Here is a 21,625-nt window from a genome sequence, read left to right on the forward strand (position 1 = left end):
GAAAGACACCTCTCTATCTATGTAAAAGTTTAGCCGGGATTTCTCATCCCGGCTAAAGAATAGCAGATTTCGCGTGAAATGTTGAGGATGTCAAACAGCAGGATTGCGTTCAACAGTGCCATCATTGAGCCATGCTTCAAAGCTGGCTTTGGAAATACGGTAAGCGCCGCTTACCTTGAACCAGCGGAATTCGTTCTGCTTCAGTAGACGGTAGACAGTGGGACGGCTCAGGAGCAGCATTTCCATCAGGTCTTCTACGGTATAGCAGCGGCTGTCCTTTGCTGTGGAAACAGGGGAGGAAACCGAGTTGGGCGAAGGTTCTTCATGGATAATCATTGGATAATACCTCGTTAAATATACTTAAAGTTAAAACTTGAGCGGCAATGCAGCCCGGCGGCTGCCACCATTATAAATAGTATAGACCTGCTGAAGGTACTTCGTCTTGCCGGGAAGGCTTACGCCTGCGGTTCGTGCAAGGCGAAAAATCGTGAATGCATCGACCTGCCGCAGTTTGGCAATCAGACGGCTTTTACTGTATTCGGAGTGGTACAGTTCTACAAAGCGGCAGATGCCGAGCAGATTTGCAGAACTCATGGAATCAGGTTCTCCGTCCCACGCATTCAGCAAAACATCAAGGGATTCGATATACAGTTCAGGACCAAGCCGGATGAATTCGTGATAGGCGGTTGCGATGCAGCTGATCCGCTGCTTGCCCCGGCCTTCTTCAAAAGAAAGATGAACGCCAGCCAATTCGGTGGCCTGCTGGAATGCAACGGCAGCAGGCTCCCCTGCAAAAATCAGGGCACGGAGCTTCTGCCCTGCACTCAGCCGTTCCGAAATGCCTGTCTGCTGTGCAAACAGGAGGGCTTCTTCCTGCTCGGTCATGTTAAAGTAGACCTTGCAGCGAATCTGCAGATCATCACCACCGTTCAGGAACTTCCGGGCAGCGATGGTGTTCTGCCCGTCCATCACATAGTAGTGACCATCCCGGAAGCTGATCTTCGGCTCATTGGCAACCCGCTCGTCAAATTCTTTTGCGATACGGGCAACACGAGCGGGGTGAAGAGCACGCTGATAAGTGTCGCGCGGCACGATCAGCTCACTGCTGTTCAGGCACATTTCATGGTAAGGTTTTACCACTGCGTTCATCATAAAGGAACCTCCTTCTTTTTTTGCAGAAAATCAATTCCTGATTGGATAATTTACCGTCAACCTACCGCTCATTCCCTCAGTGGGAGATCATCGCATTTGTTACGGACGTGGCTCATCATCACAGGAACGTGACTGAAGAATGCGTGTTCAATTTTCAAGGGGCGGGATAGCTTGAGGGCTGCTTTGAACGCTTTCCGAAGCTATGGCTGTATTGTAACCGATGCGGAACGAAATGAACAGGAACTCAGAGTTCACAATTTTTGAGGAAAATAGGAAGTATCGTTCCTGTTTCTCGATGAACCGTCAAAAATATATTTCTTGACTTTATGTAAGAAATGAAGTATTATACTCGTAAGAAACTAACTTACGAGTATATAAATTCGATAAATACACTTTGGGGAGGGAACAAAATGAGCCGATTTTACTGCCGCGATGAGGAACTTCGGAAGTTAAACAAACGATATGAGAATGGAAAGTTTGAATGCGTTGTCATTTACGGCAGACGCCGTGTTGGAAAAACTGCGCTGATCAATGAATTCTGCAAGGATAAACCGACCATTTTCTTCTCTGCCTTGAATACGACCGGAAAAGAAAATCTGGAAGCCTTGTCCAAGGCAATCATGAGTTTTGAACGACCCAATGCAGAATCATCTCCGGAATTTACAACCTACGATGCAGCATTGGACGAACTGACAGCTCTCTCCAAGGAGCAGCGGATCGTATTTGTAATTGATGAGTATCCTTATCTTGCAAAGGCTAAACCCGCTATTTCCGCAATGCTTCAGCACATCATCGACCATAAATGGACAGATTCCCAAATGTACCTGATCCTGTGTGGCTCGTCCATGAGTTTTATGGAAAGTCAGGTTTTGGGCAAAGAAAGCCCTCTGTATGGACGCAGAACAGCGCAATTCAAGATCATGCCGCTGGATTACAAGGAAACAGCGGTATTCCATCCGAATCTGTCCGAGGAAGATAACGCCCTGATTTATGGCATAACAGGCGGCGTTCCGCATTATATCAACAAATTGGATGTTCGGGACAGCGTAGATGAAGCACTGATGGAAAACTTGTTTGACCGTTCCAGCTACCTCTATGAGGAACCGGCCAACCTGTTAAAGCAGGAGCTGCGTGAGCCGGCAATTTATAATGCAATCATCAAGGCAATTGCAGAGGGGGCTTCTCGCCTGAATGATATCACCACGAAAGTTGGTGAAGAAAACTCTGTGGTGGCGAAGTACCTCAAAACGTTGATAGACCTTGGAATCGTCAAAAAAGAAACGCCGATCACAGAGAAACCGGGCAAAAAAACGATTTATCTTCTGGCGGACAATTTTTTTCGTTTTTGGTACCGTTTTGTGCCGGTCAATGCAAGTGCCATTGATTCGGGGCGGATCGCAAAGACCTACCCCCATGCGGTGAAGCAGTATTTTCCAGACTATATGGGTCTGATTTTTGAGAAGATGTGCCAAGACTACTTGCTCTATTATGCGAATGATCTTCCTATCGAGTTGAGTGAGATTGGGCAGTGGTGGGGAACCGACCCTCAAAAAAAGAAGCAGATACAAATCGATATTGTCGGTAGGCCGGTTGAGGGCAATGACTATATCATCGGCTCCTGCAAATATCGCAATGAAAAAATCGGTTTGGACGAACTGGAACTGATTCGGGAATATGCAGCAGTCTTTGGGAAAGGAACAAACTACCACTACTACATTTTCTCGAAAGGCGGATTTACGGACGGCCTGCTTCAGGCACAGGAACGCGGAGAAGTACAGCTGCTTACCCTTGCCGATATTTTTGAATAACACAAGAAACGCTCTTGTCGGTGTAAAACCGGCAGGAGCGTTTCTTGTTGAAGTGATTATAAAAGACCTTTGATTTTTTCAAGATGATCTATAGCGGCTTGCAGTTCATTTTGAAACTGATCCCTAGAAGGATCTCGGCCCAAAAGAAGATAATCCATACTGACATGGAAGTATTCTGCAATATCGATCAGGATTTTTACAGAGCTATTGGAGCTTCCCCTTTCAAGATCGCCGAGGTGGCGATGGGAAACACCAAGTTTTTCAGCAAGTTTTTCCTGCGATAACTTCGCATTTGTACGCAAAGTAAAAATACGGTTACCAATAGCATTCGGATCAAAACTCATGTGTGACCTCCAAATTTTCGATAAAGCGTGAGAATTCGAAAACTCGGAGTTGCTACGGATATCTAGCCGCTTGGGGCATCCACGAAAAACGGACAAACATAAAGCCTGCTCCTTTTTACGGGAGCAGGCTTCCTGAAGGCTAAAAAAATAGCCGGACAACAACCAACTGAGGGATCTTCAAAGAAAATCTCTCAATCAGCTGTTGCCCGGCTATTTGGAGCACGTTTCATACATTGCCTTGCGGCAATGGCCCGTTGCTCGGAGCGAACAGTCCATATTCAGGGTGCAATGCACCCGTATTTGTTAAAATGACTGGAAAATCACCGGCATCTAAATGCCAGATCAAGTCTCAGGGTTTCTTTGCATCTATTGCACTTCACTTGTAGTATACCTGAACACCCCTCGATTTTTTGGTATAACTTATTTCCACAAACAGGGCAAAATCTCCAGCCTATGCTAAATTCTGCCTGCTGTGTAGTAGTCGGTGCTTTACCGGCAAAGGGACGGTTCTTTAACTGAATCATATTCATTCTCCAAATCGCATGATGTCCAATGGATGGCAGTGGATGGGTTTGCCTTTTATAACCTGCATCTGCTGCAGTCTGATCCTGATTGCAGACCAAGAAACCCCAATCCGTCGAGCCATCTCCAAAATTTTTTCATAGTTAGGGTCAGACACTGATTTGTATAGAATCCCATTTGGCAGAGTCAACGCTACACGTTCTATTTCGGCATTGATCAGAAATGTTGGCATCAGCAGCTCTGCTGCAAGGGTATCCGCCTGCCATTCTTCCCACGAGGGCTTTCCGTTTCTCTCCCGATAGGCAATGTGCCCACGGCACTTGACTGCTTTTCCGTAGTCGTTCGGAAACAGATCAGCCAAAATCTGATGTGCTGCTTCATGCGCTATTGTGAAATTCCGGCATCCAGTGCATCTGTCTGCCGCAAGAGCAGAATCGATTACGATATCCCTCGGCATAAATACTTCAACAAGCTTTGTTCCATCCTCAAGGGTTGCTGTGAAGCTACATCTCTGGAAAACCGTTAATCCAAGGATGTGACCATCGCTACACAGCGGCAACATCTTCAGGTTCAGTCCAAGAACAGAATTTGCAAACTGCTCTGGGTTAATAGGAGCGGGGTCATTTTTGCTTATTCCGAAGAGTGCATAATACATTTCAATATATTTGCCTGCTATGCACGAAAGTTCTGCACGCGATAAGTATCTTGCCATTATGAAGCCCTACCTTCTGATGTGGCACAGTAGGCTTCCACAAACCACTTGCCCTTTTCAAGCCAAAGATTCCGCTTCTGCCCGCAAATCAGGCAGGTGAAGCAATGCCCTTTCACGCCAAAACGTGATGTACCGTGCTTGACTGCCAAGACACGATCAATTCCATAAGTACGAGTCTTGTCATAGTTTATGGCAAGAGGACGGATCTTGCCGTCAGGAGTAAAACGAACATCCACTTCGACGTATCTTTTCTCACGGCGAAGGTTGTAATCACCACACATCAGAATTCCTCCTTTTTGCAGATTTATCAGAATGCAGCGTGTATTACTTGCGAATCATACTGCGTGCCACGAGCTGCTTTTCGTTTAACAGAGGAACGGACACTGTATGCTTTTTCCACTCATCCATAGAGCAGGTTACTGCTTTGCACAGACGGCATTTTGTCCAGCCGTCGGTTGCATCAAGATCTACATCATAGTTCATGGTTCCGCACATCGGGCATCTTAAATTTTCTTTTCTCATATTATCACCTCTCAAAAACGCCAAATATACACGATTTCGGTCCAGAATCAACACCAAAAAGCTGTTATTTGCGGATTTGATTCGATTATATACCCACTTTATGGAGATGTCAATTACGCATTTGTCGCCATTTTAGAGATTTCCTGTTGATTTCTTATATTTTCTATACTATAATAGAGCTGCCGGATCACAAAGGAGTGTTCTTGTTATGAAAAAGAAAACCACGCTCACCAAAATGCACATAGCCCCATCCACAGTGCGCTATGATGCAGTCGCTGCGAGGGATAGCAATGAGGTTGGTCAGATTCTCGCAGGCACACGAAAAAGGAATGGCTATTCACTTGTAACTTTCTCTGAACTTCTCCGTCACTATGGCGTCGATGTCAGTGATAAAGGAATCAGCAAATGGGAAAAAGGCTATACCACTCCTAGCATCTACCAACTAGTTGCAATCTGCTACGCATTGAACATCAAGGAGGGTCCTTCCTACTTTACAAAGAACTTCCAGAAACCCGCCCTTCTAAATGCCATCGGGCAAAAAAAAGTCGCCGAGTACGAAATGGACTTGATTGCATCTCGGCGCTACCAGCCAGGCACAGAAGAGCCTGCGAAAATCGACTGCATAACGATGCCAGTATCAGAGTTGCCAGTATCGGCAGGTCTAGGAGCTTTTCTTGAAGGTGAAATGTTTCAACAGATACAGGTGCCTGCCAGTAGCGTTCCGGCAGGGACTGAGTTTGGGATATACGTTAGTGGCGATAGTATGGAGCCGCGTTATCATGACGGACAAATCGTATGGGTGAAGCGCTGCGAAGAACTTGAATGCGGGGATATCGGGATATTCGTATATGATGACTGCGGATATCTGAAAAAATACGATGAACATACCCCAGATAAGTCTCAAGCAGAGTTCTTTACCGACAGCTATGGCGTGGTGCATAACCAACCGGTTTTGGTTTCTCTTAACACCAAATATTCGCCAATCCTTATATCTCCAGAGCAAAGATTTGAGATCGTTGGAAAAGTTTTGAACTAAAAAGATGGGAGGGATTTTCGTGGATACGATCAAACGTGTTCAGGATTTGATGCAAGAGCGTGATATGAATCTGTGTGTGTTGACAAAAAAATGCGGGATATCGTACTCCACAATCCAAAGTACTGCCCGTCGAGGAGGGCAGTTAAGCGTAGAGACGATTGAAAGAATTTGTCAGGGTTTGGGAATTACATTAAAAGACTTCTTCGATTCTTCATATTTGTAAATATGGCAGAAAAAAGCCGTTCACCGAGCTAGAAAACCTGTGCGGTGAACGGCTTTAATATTGCTTCTATTTATTCCCAATAGCATTCACGCATCAAGATGTAGCAGTCATTTTATATGTGGTTCTGACAACAAAAAGAAGTGGAAGTATTCCTATGTTGGAATGCTCCCACTCTTTAGGGATCACAATTCTTGAGTTCTCAGTGCATTTTCAAGCATTTGACGATAATCTTCACAAACCTTTTGGGGTGTGCCATAATAACTCGTGATGAATTCAGTTGCCTTAAATTCATACGAGCAGTGACACGACCAACTGGATTCAGAGGATGAATACATACAGGAGGTTCTAGTATGAACAAATTGATTTCCTGCCACTATAACATGGACACTAACCGGGTGGAAGCCCGGTTCGAGGATGGCACTACCCTTGCCATCGACTGCATCGCCGTGGAGGACGAATACGGCAACACCCCGGCACAGCGGGCAGAACTAGACTGGCTGCTGTACAATAAACCGCTGGAGTACGCACAGATGGTGCTGAGAGGGGAGATTGAGCATTATCTCTCGCTTGGTTGCGACCATGGAAGATTGGAAGATTGATTGACAAGGTTACATAACAGTTAACACAGCTTGCATTTGCCCTGCAATTTTTCAGAATGGAACGCCCCAAGGGCATCCGGTCTATATCCGGCAGATTTTTCATAAAGAATCTGCCGGGTATTTTTGTTTGTCATACCTATTGCAATTCTGACTATTTGGAATATACTTGTAAGTATCAAATTATTTCACTGTATGAGGACATCCGCACCAAACTTATCCAGTCCGGTGTAATGAAATGCAGAGAATAAAAGACAAAATTGGTATGTTCCACGAAATTTAAGCAGAAATTTGATCGAGTAGAAAGGTTGGAATATATATGAAACAAGATACTTTAGAAGGAAAAGCGAAAACAAAAAACGGAGTAAAACGATTGTGTTTTTCCATAGTCTGCATTCTTCTAGAAGTAGTTTTTATTATTACTATTGTAACACGCTTAAATGAATATGCAGAAATCATAAATCTATTTACAAGGATTTTAAGTGGAATTTTAGTTTTGGGATTGTATGCATCAGATAAGACATCTTCCATGAAAATGCCTTGGGTTATATTAATTTTAATTTTCCCAATTATGGGTGTAGGCCTATATTTATTGATTGGTTTGAATGGCGGCACACATAAAATGCGTGAGCGATATGCAGAAATTGATAGCAAATTGTTACCAATGCTTTCCGATAATCAGGAGTGCTTAAACAGAATAAACGAAACGATTCCGAAGGCAGGAAATATTGCAAGTTATATACAAAGAAATTCGCAGTATCCAATCTATCAGAATACGGATATTGTGTATTTTGATGAAGCAGTGAAAGGATTAGAGGCACAGCTTAAGGATTTGGAGAAAGCACAAAAGTTTATCTTTATGGAATATCATGCGATAGAAGACGCTGAAGCATGGCATAAGATTCAAGATGTTCTGGAAGAGCGAGTAAAAGCAGGTGTGGAAGTTAGAGTATTCTACGATGATATGGGTTCTATAGGCTTTATTAACACAGATTTTGTGAAAAAAATGGAGGCAATAGGAATTCATTGCCGTGTATTCAATCCGTTTATGCCAGGTTTAAATCTGTTTTTGAACAATCGTGATCATAGAAAAATAACAGTTATTGATGGAAAAGTCGGATTTACAGGTGGATATAATCTAGCAAACGAATATTTTAATTACACACACCCGTATGGACAGTGGAAAGATACAGGTATTCGTTTAGAAGGAGATGCTGTTCAGTCGCTTACAGTGACATTTTTAGAAATGTGGAATGCTGTTAGTGAAAAAGCTACGAATGATACTGATTTTAGTAAATACATTATTCATTACGATTATAAAGCACAGCAAACAGGTTTTGTTCAGCCTTATGCAGACAGTCCTATGGATAATGAGCAGGTCGGAGAAGAAGTTTATATCAGTATGATAAATAAAGCTGAAAAATATTGTTGGTTTATGACTCCATATCTAATCATAACAGATGAAATGACGCATGCGTTATGTCTGGCTGCTAAGCGAGGGGTAGACGTAAGAATTATCACACCTGGTATCCCTGATAAAAAATTCATTTATAATGTAACTCGTTCTTTTTATCATGGATTAGTTAAACATGGTGTTCGTGTTTATGAGTGGACCCCTGGTTTCTGTCATGCAAAAATGAGTGTGGCAGATGACTGTATGGCAACTTGTGGAACAATTAATTTGGATTATCGAAGTTTATATCACCATTTTGAAAACGGCTGTTTTATGGCAGATTGTCAGGCAGTTGTGGAAATAAAAAATGATCTGATAAGAACGATGGGAGAATGTCGTGATGTGACAGACCAATATCAAACCGGACGAAGTGCATATTTGCGACTGGGACAATTATTTATGAGATTATTTGCTGGATTGCTATAAGAATTTGATGAAACGACCTTTCAAAAAACAGTTGATTTAGAAGTTAACTGTTTTTGAAAGGCCGTTTTTGCTATATCTAACAGTCTGTTGTACAAAGAAGATTTTGCATGGATGAAAAAAACAAACCTTGTTGAGGTTAAATTGAGGCTGACTTTGTATTGTATAGACATAAGATGAAAAAAGTCAGGTGATGTGCGATGGGAAAACGTAAGATATTTAAAATTGTTTTTGCTATACTGTCAATTTTTTTATGTGTGGTTTTTTATGAATTGCTCGGAATCTGCGTTGCATATAAAAAGCAGCCGGAAGTGTCCAATACAACCAAAAAAGAAACAAAAAATGGGTCATGGAACGAATGCAGTGAAAATACAGAACGGGCAGTAATCATAGAAAAGAATCCAGAAGCGCTTTTACAAAGAGTGCGTTTGATCAAGAATGCAAAAAAGGAAATTATTCTTTCTACTTTTGCATTTCAATCCGATGAAAGTGGAAAATTGATCTTAGGAGCACTGCATGATGCGGCAGACAGAGGTGTACATATTCGTCTGTTAGTAGATGGAATGGAGAGCTGGATTGATATGGAAGGAAATCCGTATTTCTATGGATTATCTTCCCATGAGAATGTTGAAATTAAACTGTATAATAAGGCCAATCCGTTGAAACCATGGAAGATGATGGGGAGAATGCATGATAAATATTTGATTGCAGATGGTAAGACATATATTCTTGGTGGAAGAAATACATACAATTATTTCTTGGGTGATTTTCTGGGACATAAGAACTATGACAGAGATGTGTTAGTGGTTTGCGATGAACCTGAGAAAGAAAATTCAGTTAATCAGTTGTTAGAGTATTTTGAAACGATATGGGAACAAGAAGACAGTGGTTATTTTCATGACAATAAAAAACTGGCAAATAGAAAATCTGTAAAGAACGCAGTTTTAGAGCTGCAGAACGGCTATCAGAAATATTTTGAAGAGAATAAGGAAAGAATCTGCGATACCGATTACACGGACGAAACTTTTGAGACAGAAAAGATTGCATTAGTGTCAAATCCTATCCACACAGGTCCCAAGGAACCAGTAGTCTGGTATCAACTGGGAGAACTAATGAAAAATGCAAAAGAGCGCGTGAAAATTCATACACCATATATTATCTGCAATGATATGATGTATAATACATGGGAGGAGATTGCAGAGAACGTTTCAGATTTTTCTATCATGACAAATTCAGTTGCGAATAATGGGAATCCATTTGGGGCTGCCGATTATGCGAAAAACAGAAATAGAATCTTAAGTACAGGAATTAATATCTGGGAATATGAAGGCGGTTATTCATACCACGGAAAAAGTATTCTGATTGACGATGATCTGTCTGTAATCGGTTCCTTTAATATGGACATGAGAAGTGCATATCTGGATACGGAACTGATGCTTGTAATTCGCAGTAAAGATATTAATAAACAGTTGGAAGAGGGCATGATGGAATATGAAAGAGTGTCCCGCCAGGTATTGGAAGATGGAACCTATCGTGATCCATATCATGTAGAGCCAATCGAATTAACAAAGAAACGTCAGAGAAAAATATTTTTGGTACAGCATCTGCTTGGATGGGCAAGGTATCTGTTTTAATAAGGAGGAAGGAAAACGTGTTTCAAATATTGATTGTAGAAGATGATAAAGAATTAAGCCAGCTATTCCAAAAAGTGCTTGAGAAGAATGGATATCAAGTCAAAAGTGCATCGGATGGAGCACAGGCATTAGAAGTATTGGTTAAGGAATATATTGATCTGATCATTTCTGATATTATGATGCCGGTTATGGATGGTTATGAACTGGTGTCGGAACTCCGTTCAGCAGGATATCAGATACCTGTACTTATGATCACTGCGAAAGGTTCCTTTGATGATATGCGCCAGGGATTTCTTTCGGGAAGTGACGATTATATGGTAAAACCGGTAAATGTGAATGAAATGGTTTTAAGAGTCGGAGCACTGCTTCGCCGTGCACAGATACTGAATGAACACAAAATTGTGATCGGTTCAACAGAGTTTGATTATGATGCAATGACGGTTACAACTGATAAGGAAAGTCTTGTTTTGCCTAAAAAAGAATTCCTGCTTTTATATAAGCTTGCAGCTTCGCCAGGCAGAATATTTACAAAACAACAGTTGATGGATGAAGTATGGGGATACGAGACGGAGGCAGACCCACATACGATAGAGGTACATATAGGAAGAATCAGGGAGCGTTTGAAAGATAACCCTGATTTTGAAATCGTAACAATGCGTGGAATTGGATACAAGGTGGTGAAAAAATAATGGAACAAAAGAAAGAAAAAGGATTGCGTATCCGATCCTGTCTGACTGGTGCAATCTGGCTGGCACTTGTATTTTCAACAGTCATATCTGCGTTATTATTTGCTTTTTTGAATCATTTTTTTAATCTGCCGGGCAGCATACCTGTGCTTGGCTGGCTTTTGATTTTCAATACATTGATTGCAGGGCTGATCACTTCCTTTATTAATGCAAAGTTACTGGAACCAATTACAAGACTTAGTAAAGCAATGAAGGAAGTTTCTCGGGGAGATTTTGAACAGCATTTGGAAACGAACAGCCGTATAGCAGAAGTTGGAGAATCTTATCAAAGTTTTAACGTTATGACAAAAGAACTTCGTGCAACAGAGGTGCTGCAGATGGATTTTGTATCTGATGTTTCTCATGAGTTTAAGACCCCGATTAATGCCATTGAAGGATATACAATGCTGCTTCAGGGAGAAGAACTGTCTCCGGATCAAGAGGAATATGTAGAAAAAATCTTATTTAACACCCAAAGACTTTCCGGATTGGTTGGTAATATTTTGCTGTTATCCAAGTTAGAGAATCAGAATATACCAATGAAAAAAACAGAATATCGTCTGGATGAACAGATCCGCCAGGCAGTTCTTTCATTGGAAACAAAATGGACAGAAAAAGAAATTGGTTTTCAGGTAGAATTGGAGGAAGTTAAATATACTGCGAATGAAGGACTTTTTATGCATATCTGGATAAATCTTTTAGATAATGCGATTAAGTTCAGCCCTTCAAAGGGGACAATTACGATGTTTCTGAAACAAGAACAGGATTCTGTTAAGTTCATTCTGGAAGATGAAGGACCAGGAATAGAGGATGATGTAAAATCCAGAATATTTGACAAGTTCTATCAGGTAGATGGATCTCATAAAGCAGAAGGAAATGGCCTAGGTCTTGCACTTGTAAAACGGATTGTAGATAGTGCCGGAGGAACAATCAAAGCAGAAAACCGTGAATATGGTGGATGCAGATTTGTTATAGAGCTGCCAAAGCAGAAAGATGAGATTATCTAGTTTTAAGATAAATTAGAAGATGGGAGAATTTATATGACATTTTATCAGGAGTTGCAGTTAAATCAGGCAGGTTCTAAAAACCTGTTGAAAAAGAGTGAAACACTAAAAGAAAAATTATATCATATGTGGGTATATCTGGTGAAGATAGCTGCTACAATGGCATTTTGTTTTTTCTTTGTTAGTATTTTCAGCATCCTATTTGGAAATGAGAACAGCATTGTAGGTGTAGTAGTCTTATTATGTCTCATGGTGTTTAGGAATGCGGATCTGGGGATCCACACCGGACAATCTACGATGCTTTTGGCTTTGTTCTTTGTAATTATGACTGTATGTCCGCATTTAGCAAATCAGTTTTCACCGGTATTGGGAATGCTGTTAAATATTGCGGCACTGGCTGTGTTGATTCTGTTCGGATGCCATAATCCATCCATGTTTAATCAATCTACATTGGTTCTTGGGTATCTGTTGCTATATGGTTATGATGTTACGGGAAAAAGCTATCAGATGCGATTAGTCGGAATGGCTTTAGGTGCAGCACTTACCTGCTTCGTATTTTATCGAAATCATAAAAACAGAACTTATAAAAGAAATCTGAAAGATCTGATACAAGAATTTGATATCACTTCTTCCAGAACAAAATGGCAGATATGTCAGATTTTATGCGTACCGATTGTCCTTTGCATTGCAGAACTTTGTAATATGCCACGTGCAATGTGGGCTGGTATTGCGGCCATGTCCGTGATTTTGCCGTCTATGGAAGATATGCACTACAGAGTCCGTAAAAGGATTGTCGGAAATATTGCAGGTGTTATATGTTTTACAGTATTATATTTTCTGCTTCCTTCGTCAATCTATGCATATATAGGAATTCTTGGTGGAATCGGTGTAGGATTTTCAGCACAATATGGCTGGCAGGCAGTATTTAACACATTTGGTGCTTTAGCCATTGCTGCAGAGACATATGGACTACAAGGAGCGGTTAGTCTTAGAGTGAGTCAAAATGTTTTTGGTGTTGTGTTTGCTTTAGCATTTTGTGTTATATTTTATTGGTTTATGCCTAAAAAAAAGGAAAGTGAGGTGACCGTACATGCAGAGTGAAGTGAATCAGGAAGAAAATTTGAATACCACTGATTTTGACGAGCACTTCGCTAAAATTTCGTCCTATATTGTAGACACATTGCACGGCGTTCCACTTGAGATGACCGAGGATGAAAAAGAACAATTTCGCATACAGGTTATTTCAAATCAGTATGCAGAACGGTTGCTAAGTGAAGCCGAAAAGACAGAAACGTATAGAGGTTTATCAAAAATTGATATTCTCCATACAGTTTCTATCCCTCAACTGGCTAGAACAATCCCACTTAAAGGTTTGAATCTCAGTTTAGAAAAATACAGAATGCCGGATGGTGTAATAATAGAGGTTGAGAGTTCGTCACATTATTTGGGGTCATTTAGTGAGAAAAATGATTCTTCCACAAATTGGATAGAAAAGATCATGGAGGGTGTCGGTATTCACTAGATGGATTCTCAAGAAGCATATGCACGAAAGTTCTGCACGCGATAAGTATCTTGCCATTATGAAGCCCTACCTTCTGATGTGGCACAGTAGCAGTTGAAAACAGCTCAGGTTACCTATTGCAATTCTGACTATTTGGAATATACTTGTAAGTATCAAATTATTTCACTGTATGGGAGGAAATTATTATGGCAAGACCCAAGGGAAGCAAGAATAAGACCCGTATTGTAAATGCCAACGTTGATTATGCAGCCGTCGTTGCAGAAAAGACCGCCGAAAAGGAAAAAATCGAATCTGAGGTTGCTGCGCTGACTGCAAATCTCGATGATCTGAAGACGCAGCTGAAAGCCAAGAAAGCAGAATTGAAAGCAGCCACCAAGGAACTTGCCAAAGCCGAAAACAAAAAAGCTGCCGCCGAAGCAAAGGCAGCAGAAGAAGCAAAGAAGGGCGAAGCAGAAGATGTGCTGAAGAAGCTGCTTGCCAGCGGTATGACGGCTGAAGAAATCCTTGCAAAGCTCCAGTAATGCAATATGATGAACTGGACAAGCTGCTGAAGTAAAGGAAGGGGCTGTTGCACACGGATAAAAGCCGGTGCAACAGCCTCTTTTTCATTCATGCTGCAATTTTTTCAGCGTTTCAAACGTATCTAAATTAAAGTGGCATATCATATTCCTTTTCACACATACTTGCCATTTTCAGACAGGAGGTTGCTTCTATGAAAATATCTGCCGACTATCGTATGCTCGCTCGCGATGCTCTGCGCGGAAAATGGAAAACTGCTGTTCTGACAGGTATTGCCGCCAGTGCGCTCGGTGCTACCATTGTGAGCAGTTCCAACAGTGTCGTTTCCAATTCCAATCAGGCAAAGGACATTCATTTTAACCTGTTCGCCCAGCCAAACGGCGGTCGGCTGCTTGCTGTTTTGCTTGTCGGCATTGGTCTGTGGGCAATCCTCCAACTGATCGTGGGCGGTGCAGTTCAACTGGGATATGCTCATTTTAATCTGAACCTTGTATATGGAAATGATGCTGCCATCTCGGACTTGTTCTCTCAGAAAGACCGTCTGTGGGATGGCTTCTGCATGAAATTCCTGCAGGGTCTGTACATCGCCCTCTGGTCGCTGCTGTTGGTGATTCCGGGAATCGTGAAAACATACAGCTATGCGATGACACCTTACATCATGTCCGAGCATCCTTCGTTGACTGCAAATGAAGCGATCACAGAATCCCGGCGGATTATGGACGGCAACAAATGGCGGCTGTTCTGTCTGGATTTCAGCTTCATTGGCTGGGAGTTGCTCTGTTCGTTGCCACTGTATGCCGGGGGTTTTCTGGTTCTCAAATATTTCACCGGTTCAGAGGCTATGGCGATTTCTCTTTTTCTTCTGCTGACAATTCCATTGAGCATTGGCTTCTTTTTTGTACGTCCCTATGAGGAAGCTGCATGGGCCACTTTCTACCGCGATATTATCGCAGCACCTACCGAACCGGATGAAGCATACTGACTTTTATGCTATTTCTCAGATGTGACCGGATTTTCGAGGTGATCTGCGTATGGAGAAGAAACCTGACCGTTCCGAAATAATTACAACGACCCTCTTATTTGCTTTAACGCTGGTCCTTATCGTATTAAAAGTAACGAAAGTGTTTTCATTGCCTTGGTTGTGGGTGCTGGGTCCGCTTTGGCTTGGTACATATCGATACCGCGACTAGGGCTGCTTGCGCTGGGAGATTTCTCCCAGCGTTTTTTTTACTCGGAGATGCTGAGATATTGGTCGATCTCCATGATGCCCTCCCCGCTGATTTCCACCAGATCTTCAAAGGGCACCACGGTGTCGCCCACTTGCAAGGTGCGGAACACCGGGTCGATGCGGTCTGCTTTTCCGGTCAGTGTGATGTAGTTACCCACTGCTGGAACCTCCGGGTGGGCGGTATCCTCCTTGAAGTACCGCACCGTGATGGTCATGCCCTTGGTGACCTGCATCAGCCGATCGGACAGAGCCGACATTTCTTCCTCGGTCAAAATGCGCTTGGTCACCCGCTCGGTGCGCTGTTTTTCTGCGGCAAGCTGCTCATCATAATACTGCTTCTATTTATCCTTTGGCAATCTCCAGATAAACGCTAAAATGGAGCATCTACTGCACATCCTAACTTAATATGCACTGAATAAAAGAAAAAGCCTTATATTTCAATCTATAGAGGCCAATCTGTGGTATAATTGGAGCAAGAGAACTGGAAAAAATCCAGCAAAAACCTTGTACCTGGAGGGCAGCTATGTATCGTTACAGCAATGGCCAGATCAGCTTGGCGGATTAATCGAGTATCTAATGCAGCAGGAGACCATCCTCCGGAAATGTGAGGCAGTGCTGGATCTACCGTCCGTGTATGAGAAAATGGTGCAGTTGTGCAGCAAAGAAGATAGTCGTCCGCCCCTCGCCCCAGCGTTCATCGTAAAGTACCTGCTGGTGAGTTTCCTGTACAGCAAACCATTGAACCGGCAGATCGGGCAGCGCACCCCTTCACCTCAAAGCTAACGAAGCTAATGAACTGCACGCTGCCACCAGCCTTCAGTACCTCCATCACAACTGCGACGTGGACGTTCAGTGCCGCCTCCCTGTCCTTTCTTCGTCAGGCCAGGCTTTTTTCGCAATAGTGGCGACGAATTCGTTCTTGCTGTTTTTCGTTTGAAAAGAGCCTTATGACCTGGGCGCTCTCCGGTCGTGGGTAGCGTAGTAGGCTCGCTTATTTTCGTACATGCAATAGTCGGCCTTGTCCAGCAGCGTTTGCATGATGCAGCCTTCATAATCGGCGGAGATCGCCCAACCGTAGGCGTAGCTGAGAGGAAGCTGATTGCCGTCACGGTTTGCAGCGTCGGCTTCCCTGCGCAGACTGTCCAGTATGCCCTCCACCTCCTGCCGGTCCGTATGGTAAATGACCGCCATAAATTCGTCGCCGCCGTATCTGCCCACGAAATGCTTTTCCGGGATCACCCGGCGTAAAAGCCGGGCAAAGCTCAGGATCAGTTGGTCACCCGCCGAATGACCCCTCGTATCGTTGACGGTTTTCAGATTGTTCAGGTCAAATATGACGCAGGCCGTAGGCTCCCGGAGAATTTCCCTGTTGTTGAGAAGCTCCTCGCAGGAGCCTTTGTTGGGCAGGCCGGTATGGATGTCGATGTATGCCTTCTGCTCCAGCAGTTGGTTTTTCCGGGCCATTTTCAGTGCCATGGCGGTCTGGAGCATGATCAGGATCACCAGGCACAGCATATCCAGTGCCGAGAGGATCTCAATAGTGCGGATCTTCATGGCGATCTTTTCTGAATAGTGTTCCGCGGCAGACACCGTTTCGTCCGCCATTTCAAAATAGGTCTCGCTCATGGCAACGATTTGGGTGTTCTCATATCCACGCTGTCTGGCCGCCGCGACCTCCGCCTTGAGCCGCTCCCAGTAGGCACTCTGGATGTCCAGCCTTTCCTGATAGGCCGCGTCCTTGAGCTTTACCAATTCGTAGTGCCCATCCCCGGATGTCAGATCGCTTAAAATATCGTCTAAATACGCGATCAACTCATCGTTTCGGGTGCCTGTGATCTCCAGCTTTACCGCCCGCTGCGTGTCTCCGCGCACCAGCCCGGCATAATTGATGACGCGGGCCGTGCCCTTCAGGTTGCCGATCTCGACCATCATCAGAGCGACAAGGATCACCAAAATCAGCACAAGGCAGCTTTGCAGGATGCTGATGAGATTTTTGCGATCTATTTTTACATTTCCTTTTATCATAACGACCTCGATCACGGAACGACCATGATATTCTTTATTGCGAATCAGTCTTGATGAATACTTTACTCTGTAACGCACATCATGTCAATAACAATGGAAATTTTTCTACTGTCTCCCAAGAATGATCGGCATGAATAAAATGAAAAGCACGCACTTTATTGCTTGTTTCGGTTGGATGGCTTAGGCTTGTCAGGGATCGCCTCATCCGCCTTGGATGGGCGACCCCTGCGAGCCCCAACCAATTTCTCCGCTTTCTGGTTTTCAGGCATAGTCTTTTCTGCTTTCGGCGGACTGCCACGGCACAGCTTTTTCGGCTTCTATAATTGTAAGGAACATGGCTTTTCGCTGAATGGAAAGCGAAGCTGACCCGGGCTGGGGCGGTCTGTATTAAAGCGATATTTTTTTTGAAATTATCTTGACAAATTTTATCAAGATTGATATGATGGTATTAACAAGCAAGCGAAAAGAGGATGTGGAGCATGATCATCACCAAAGAGACGGACTACGCGCTGCGCATTTTGCGGGTGCTGCTGGACGGGGAGAAGCATTCGGTGGCCGAGATGTCGGAAACGGAATTGATCCCCAATCAGTTTGCCTACCAGATTCTGCGCAAACTCTCCGCCGGCAATTTGGTGCGGGTGAGCCGCGGCGCTCTCGGCGGCTGCGAGCTGTCCTGCGATCTGGACGCGACCTCCCTCTACGATCTCATGGGGGTCGTGGGGGAGCGGGGCATCCTGTGCGCCTGCATGGAGCCGGGATATGAATGCCGCTGGCAGGACAAGCATGGGCGGTGCACCATCCACTGTCAGCTGGCGGCCTTGCAGCAAAAGCAGGACGAGGCGTTCCGTGCCGTGAGCCTGCGCAGGCTGCTGACCGGCGGATCCGATCCCCAAGATACAAGCAAGCTGTAAAATTTTAAAAGGAGGTACCCGTATGCTGTTTCAAACCACGTCGGCGCACGAAGAGCTGCGCGCGAAGATCCGGAGTTTTGCGGAGGAGGAGATCAAGCCCCTCGCATTTTTAATGGATCAGAACAATGAGTTTCCCGAGGAGGCTGTCAAGAAGCTGGGTAAGCTGGGCTGGATGGGCATTCCCTACCCCAAGGAGTACGGCGGTGCCGGTCTTGATGCTCTGAGCTACGCCATCGCGGTGGAGGAGCTGGCCCGTGTGGACGGCGGCACGGGCGTAATCCTCTCCGCCCACGTCTCCCTCGGCTCATGGCCCATTTTCGCCTATGGCACCGAGGAGCAGAAGAAGAAATATCTGGTTCCGCTGGCCAAGGGCGAGAAGATCGGCGCCTTCGGCCTTACGGAGACCAACGCCGGATCCGACGCCGGCGGCACGGAGACCACGGCGCTGGATAAGGGGGACTACTACCTCCTCAACGGCGGCAAGATCTTCATTACCAACGCCCCTAAGGCGGACACCTATGTGGTTTTCGCCGTCACCACGCCGGACATCGGCACCCGGGGCATCTCCGCTTTCATCGTGGAGAAGGGCTGGAAGGGCTTTGAGTTCGGCGACCACTATGACAAGATGGGTATTCGCTCCTCCTCCACGGCGGAGCTGATCTTCAACAACGTGAAGGTTCCCAAGGAAAACCTATTGGGCAAGGAGGGCGAGGGCTTCAAGATTGCCATGTCCACGCTGGACGGCGGACGCATCGGCATCGCCGCGCAGGCGCTGGGCATCGCCCAGGGCGCGTTTGAGCACGCGTTGAGCTATTCCAAGGAGCGCGTCCAGTTCGGCAAGCCCATCGCGGCCCAGCAGAGCATCGCCTTCAAGCTGGCAGATATGGCAACCAAGCTGCGCTGCGCCCGGTTCCTCATCTACTCCGCGGCGGAGCTGAAGGAGCAGCACGCGCCTTACGGCATGGAGTCCGCCATGGCGAAGATGTACGCCTCGGACATCGCGCTGGAGGTCACCAACGATGCCCTGCAGATCCACGGCGGCAGCGGCTACCTCAAGGGCATGGAGGTGGAACGGGCCTACCGCGACGCCAAGATCACCACCCTCTACGAGGGCACTAACGAGATCCAGCGGGTGGTCATCGCCTCTCATCTGTTGGGCAGGCTGGGCAAGAGCTCCGGCGGCGAGAGCCGTTCGGCGGCCAAGAAACCCGCGCCCATCACCGGCATTCGCAAAAAGACCATCTTCCGGGAGGGGGATGCTGCCCAGCAGGTGGCCGACCTTGTGGCGGCGCTGAAGAAGGATGGTCACGACTTCTCCGTGGGCATTCCTATGGATACGCCCATCCCGCAGGCGGAGCGGGTGGTCTCCGCGGGCAAGGGCATCGGGGAGAAAAAGAACATGAAACTGGTAGAGTCGCTGGCCAAGGCCGCCGGCGCGGCCATCGGTTCTTCCCGCCCTGTGGCGGAGACTCTCAAATATCTGCCGCTGAACCGCTATGTGGGTATGTCCGGTCAGAAGTTCACCGGCAATCTGTACATCGCCTGCGGCATCTCCGGCGCATCCCAGCACCTTAAGGGCATCAAGGACGCCTCCACCATCGTGGCCATCAATAAGAACGGTAACGCGCCTATCTTCAAGAACTGCGACTACGGCATCGTGGGCGATGTGGAGGAGATCCTGCCCCTGCTCACTGCCGCGCTGGATAGCGGCGAAAAGCTGCCCGCGCCGCCCATGGTAAAGATGAAGCGGCCCACGCCGCCGAAGCCCGCCCCCATCGGCGACCGCTACGTCTGCAGCGGCTGCGGCTACGAGTATGTGCCGGAGTTGGGCGACGAGGACGGCGAGATCGCGCCCGGTACGCTCTTTGAGCAGCTTCCCGCCGAGTGGGTGTGTCCCGAGTGCGCGGAGACGAAGGATCAATTTGTAAAGGCTTGAGGCCGTGAAGGAGGCAAGATAAGATGTATTGCGTGCGTAAAGTAACGAACGACCTCTACTGGGTGGGCGCCAACGACCATCGCCTGGCCCTGTTTGAAAACTGCTTTCCCATTCCCCGGGGCGTAAGCTACAACGCCTACTGCCTGCTGGATGAAAAGACGGTGCTCTTTGACACGGTGGACTGGTCTGCCTGCCGCCAGCTTTTGGAAAATCTGGCGTATGTGCTGGATGGCCGCGAGCTGGACTACCTGCTGGTCAACCATCTGGAGCCGGATCACGCCGCCTGCATCGAGGAGATCCTGCTACGCCATCCCAAGGTGAAACTGATCTCCAATGAGAAGGCATTCATGCTCATGCGGCAGTTCGGCTTCCATGTGGACGGACATGAGTGCATCGAGGTGAAGGAGGGCGACACCTTCTCCTTCGGCAAGCACACCGTCACCTTTGTGGGCGCGCCTATGGTTCACTGGCCGGAGGCCATGGTGACCCTTGACGTCACCGACGGCGTCCTCTTTTCCGCCGACGCCTTCGGCACCTTCGGCGCGCTGGACGGCAAGCTGTTCGCCGACGAGGTGGACTTCGAGCGGGACTGGCTGGACGACGCCCGCCGCTACCTCACCAACATCGTGGGCAAGTACGGCCCCCACATCCAGCTCCTGCTGAAAAAGGCCAGCGGCGTTTTGGATCAGATCAAGTACATCTGCCCGCTCCACGGCCCAGTGTGGCGCAGGGATCTGGGCTGGTTCATCGAAAAGTACGACACATGGAGCCGCTATGCCCCTGAGACCCAGGGCGTGCTCATCGTCTACGCCTCTATGTATGGCAACACGGAGAACGCGGCGCAGGCTCTGGCGACGTCGCTCTGCGATAAGGGCATGAGCAAGGTGGCGATGTACGATGTGTCCTCCACTCATGTCTCCCAGCTGATCTCCGAGGCGTTTAAGTACAGTCACATTGTCCTGGCCTCTGTGACCTACAACCTCGGCATCTACCCTGCCATGCATGACTTCCTCATGGATATGAAGGCACTGAATCTGCAAAACCGCACCTTTGCCATCATTGAAAACGGCTCATGGGCGGTGAAGTCCGGTGACCTCATGCAGAAATTCGTCAACAATGAGCTTAAGAACATGACGGTGCTCAACGAGCGGCTCAGCCTCGCCTCGTCCATGGGCACGGACAAGCGCACTGAGCTGGAAGCACTGGCGGACGCCATTCTGGAATCTATGAAGTAACTGGCAGGAAAGCCAAAACCAAGACAACAGACAACAAACAGCCCCGCCGCGTCGGCTGCAGAAAAACCGGCTTTCAAAAATAGAGCGGGCAAGCG

The 21,625-nt window shown here is 46.1% G+C and carries 23 protein-coding genes; 15 read left to right on the top strand and 8 right to left on the bottom strand.

The genetic code is table 11. From position 1 onward, the window contains the following. Window positions 1-90 precede the first annotated feature (90 nt). Both ACGHUK_RS02800 and ACGHUK_RS02805 read right to left on the bottom strand, forming a co-directional pair. Entirely contained in the window at window positions 91-336 is a 246-nt protein-coding gene (locus ACGHUK_RS02800) for a helix-turn-helix domain-containing protein (RefSeq protein ID WP_005933015.1), read from the bottom strand. 30 nt (window positions 337-366) lie between these two features. Further along, on the bottom strand, window positions 367-1,152 hold the full coding sequence (locus tag ACGHUK_RS02805) for a DUF6551 family protein (RefSeq protein ID WP_005928324.1): 786 nt from the start codon (window positions 1,150-1,152) through the stop codon (window positions 367-369). Between the two features lie 410 nt (window positions 1,153-1,562). Here ACGHUK_RS02805 and ACGHUK_RS02810 point away from each other — a divergent pair, with 410 nt between their 5' ends. Further along, window positions 1,563-2,960, top strand: coding sequence for an ATP-binding protein (locus ACGHUK_RS02810; RefSeq protein ID WP_154252277.1), 1,398 nt, complete (start codon window positions 1,563-1,565; stop codon window positions 2,958-2,960). Between the two features lie 56 nt (window positions 2,961-3,016). On the opposite strand, the gene ACGHUK_RS02815 is transcribed toward ACGHUK_RS02810, so the two are convergent. The 4 genes from ACGHUK_RS02815 to ACGHUK_RS02830 all read right to left on the bottom strand — a co-directional run bounded on the left by ACGHUK_RS02815 (window position 3,017) and on the right by ACGHUK_RS02830 (window position 5,060). Further along, window positions 3,017-3,304 carry a helix-turn-helix domain-containing protein gene (locus tag ACGHUK_RS02815; protein ID WP_242889529.1) on the bottom strand — a complete coding sequence of 96 codons (288 nt, stop codon included), beginning with the start codon at window positions 3,302-3,304 and terminating at the stop codon, window positions 3,017-3,019. A gap of 526 nt (window positions 3,305-3,830) precedes the next feature. Further along, window positions 3,831-4,538, bottom strand: coding sequence for an ImmA/IrrE family metallo-endopeptidase (locus tag ACGHUK_RS02820; protein WP_181573319.1), 708 nt, complete (start codon window positions 4,536-4,538; stop codon window positions 3,831-3,833). Continuing rightward, window positions 4,538-4,819, bottom strand: a complete 282-nt coding sequence (locus tag ACGHUK_RS02825; RefSeq protein WP_005928337.1) for a hypothetical protein — start codon at window positions 4,817-4,819, stop codon at window positions 4,538-4,540. Before ACGHUK_RS02825 ends, ACGHUK_RS02820 begins: the two co-directional genes overlap by 1 nt. A gap of 43 nt (window positions 4,820-4,862) precedes the next feature. Further along, entirely contained in the window at window positions 4,863-5,060 is a 198-nt protein-coding gene (locus ACGHUK_RS02830) for a hypothetical protein (protein WP_154261131.1), read from the bottom strand. Between the two features lie 208 nt (window positions 5,061-5,268). On the opposite strand from ACGHUK_RS02830, the gene ACGHUK_RS02835 reads away from it, so the two are divergent. From ACGHUK_RS02835 to ACGHUK_RS02885, 11 genes are all read left to right on the top strand, one after another. Further along, the gene (locus ACGHUK_RS02835) at window positions 5,269-6,096 is read left to right on the top strand and encodes an XRE family transcriptional regulator (protein WP_390574918.1); all 828 of its coding nucleotides are present in this window, start codon (window positions 5,269-5,271) and stop codon (window positions 6,094-6,096) included. Window positions 6,097-6,115: 19 nt separating this feature from the next. Beyond that, window positions 6,116-6,319 carry a helix-turn-helix transcriptional regulator gene (locus ACGHUK_RS02840; protein WP_242821978.1) on the top strand — a complete coding sequence of 68 codons (204 nt, stop codon included), beginning with the start codon at window positions 6,116-6,118 and terminating at the stop codon, window positions 6,317-6,319. Between the two features lie 350 nt (window positions 6,320-6,669). Further along, window positions 6,670-6,918, top strand: coding sequence for a DUF6061 family protein (locus ACGHUK_RS02845; RefSeq protein ID WP_113992750.1), 249 nt, complete (start codon window positions 6,670-6,672; stop codon window positions 6,916-6,918). 316 nt (window positions 6,919-7,234) lie between these two features. After that, on the top strand, window positions 7,235-8,794 hold the full coding sequence (gene cls, locus ACGHUK_RS02850) for a cardiolipin synthase (RefSeq protein WP_008396523.1): 1,560 nt from the start codon (window positions 7,235-7,237) through the stop codon (window positions 8,792-8,794). A 197-nt stretch (window positions 8,795-8,991) separates the two neighbouring features. Further along, window positions 8,992-10,425 (top strand): phospholipase D family protein, encoded by a 1,434-nt coding sequence (locus tag ACGHUK_RS02855; RefSeq protein ID WP_390574922.1) that lies wholly within the window; start codon window positions 8,992-8,994, stop codon window positions 10,423-10,425. Further along, window positions 10,404-11,114, top strand: a complete 711-nt coding sequence (locus tag ACGHUK_RS02860) for a response regulator transcription factor (RefSeq protein WP_005946428.1) — start codon at window positions 10,404-10,406, stop codon at window positions 11,112-11,114. The genes ACGHUK_RS02855 and ACGHUK_RS02860 overlap by 22 nt, the downstream gene beginning before the upstream one ends. Beyond that, window positions 11,114-12,157, top strand: a complete 1,044-nt coding sequence (locus ACGHUK_RS02865) for a HAMP domain-containing sensor histidine kinase (protein ID WP_005929825.1) — start codon at window positions 11,114-11,116, stop codon at window positions 12,155-12,157. Before ACGHUK_RS02860 ends, ACGHUK_RS02865 begins: the two co-directional genes overlap by 1 nt. A gap of 33 nt (window positions 12,158-12,190) precedes the next feature. After that, window positions 12,191-13,255 carry an FUSC family protein gene (locus tag ACGHUK_RS02870; protein WP_005946426.1) on the top strand — a complete coding sequence of 355 codons (1,065 nt, stop codon included), beginning with the start codon at window positions 12,191-12,193 and terminating at the stop codon, window positions 13,253-13,255. Next, entirely contained in the window at window positions 13,245-13,676 is a 432-nt protein-coding gene (locus tag ACGHUK_RS02875) for a hypothetical protein (RefSeq protein WP_005921183.1), read from the top strand. Before ACGHUK_RS02870 ends, ACGHUK_RS02875 begins: the two co-directional genes overlap by 11 nt. A 185-nt stretch (window positions 13,677-13,861) precedes the next feature. After that, the gene (locus tag ACGHUK_RS02880) at window positions 13,862-14,197 is read left to right on the top strand and encodes a hypothetical protein (RefSeq protein ID WP_207699150.1); all 336 of its coding nucleotides are present in this window, start codon (window positions 13,862-13,864) and stop codon (window positions 14,195-14,197) included. Between the two features lie 191 nt (window positions 14,198-14,388). Next, window positions 14,389-15,177: a DUF975 family protein gene (locus ACGHUK_RS02885; protein WP_390574927.1), complete on the top strand. Its 789-nt coding sequence runs from the start codon at window positions 14,389-14,391 to the stop codon at window positions 15,175-15,177. Between the two features lie 245 nt (window positions 15,178-15,422). Here the strand turns inward: ACGHUK_RS02885 and ACGHUK_RS02890 are convergent, their stop codons facing one another. Together ACGHUK_RS02890 and ACGHUK_RS02895 are read right to left on the bottom strand one after the other, a co-directional pair. Continuing rightward, window positions 15,423-15,710, bottom strand: coding sequence for a hypothetical protein (locus ACGHUK_RS02890; protein WP_390574930.1), 288 nt, complete (start codon window positions 15,708-15,710; stop codon window positions 15,423-15,425). 658 nt (window positions 15,711-16,368) lie between these two features. Then, entirely contained in the window at window positions 16,369-17,448 is a 1,080-nt protein-coding gene (locus ACGHUK_RS02895; protein WP_154261245.1) for a GGDEF domain-containing protein, read from the bottom strand. A 470-nt stretch (window positions 17,449-17,918) separates the two neighbouring features. Between ACGHUK_RS02895 and ACGHUK_RS02900 the strand changes: the two genes are divergently transcribed. The 3 genes from ACGHUK_RS02900 to ACGHUK_RS02910 are packed head-to-tail and all read left to right on the top strand — an operon-like array spanning window position 17,919 to window position 21,530. Continuing rightward, on the top strand, window positions 17,919-18,359 hold the full coding sequence (locus ACGHUK_RS02900; protein WP_243111492.1) for an Rrf2 family transcriptional regulator: 441 nt from the start codon (window positions 17,919-17,921) through the stop codon (window positions 18,357-18,359). A gap of 22 nt (window positions 18,360-18,381) precedes the next feature. Beyond that, complete coding sequence (locus ACGHUK_RS02905; RefSeq protein ID WP_005946387.1) at window positions 18,382-20,295, top strand: acyl-CoA dehydrogenase family protein; 1,914 nt, start codon at window positions 18,382-18,384, stop codon at window positions 20,293-20,295. A gap of 23 nt (window positions 20,296-20,318) precedes the next feature. After that, entirely contained in the window at window positions 20,319-21,530 is a 1,212-nt protein-coding gene (locus tag ACGHUK_RS02910; RefSeq protein ID WP_015536760.1) for an FprA family A-type flavoprotein, read from the top strand. Window positions 21,531-21,625: the final 95 nt, after the last annotated feature.

Origin of the sequence: Faecalibacterium sp. i25-0019-C1, assembly GCF_042854225.1 — a bacterium.
GTDB lineage: Bacteria > Bacillota > Clostridia > Oscillospirales > Ruminococcaceae > Faecalibacterium > Faecalibacterium taiwanense.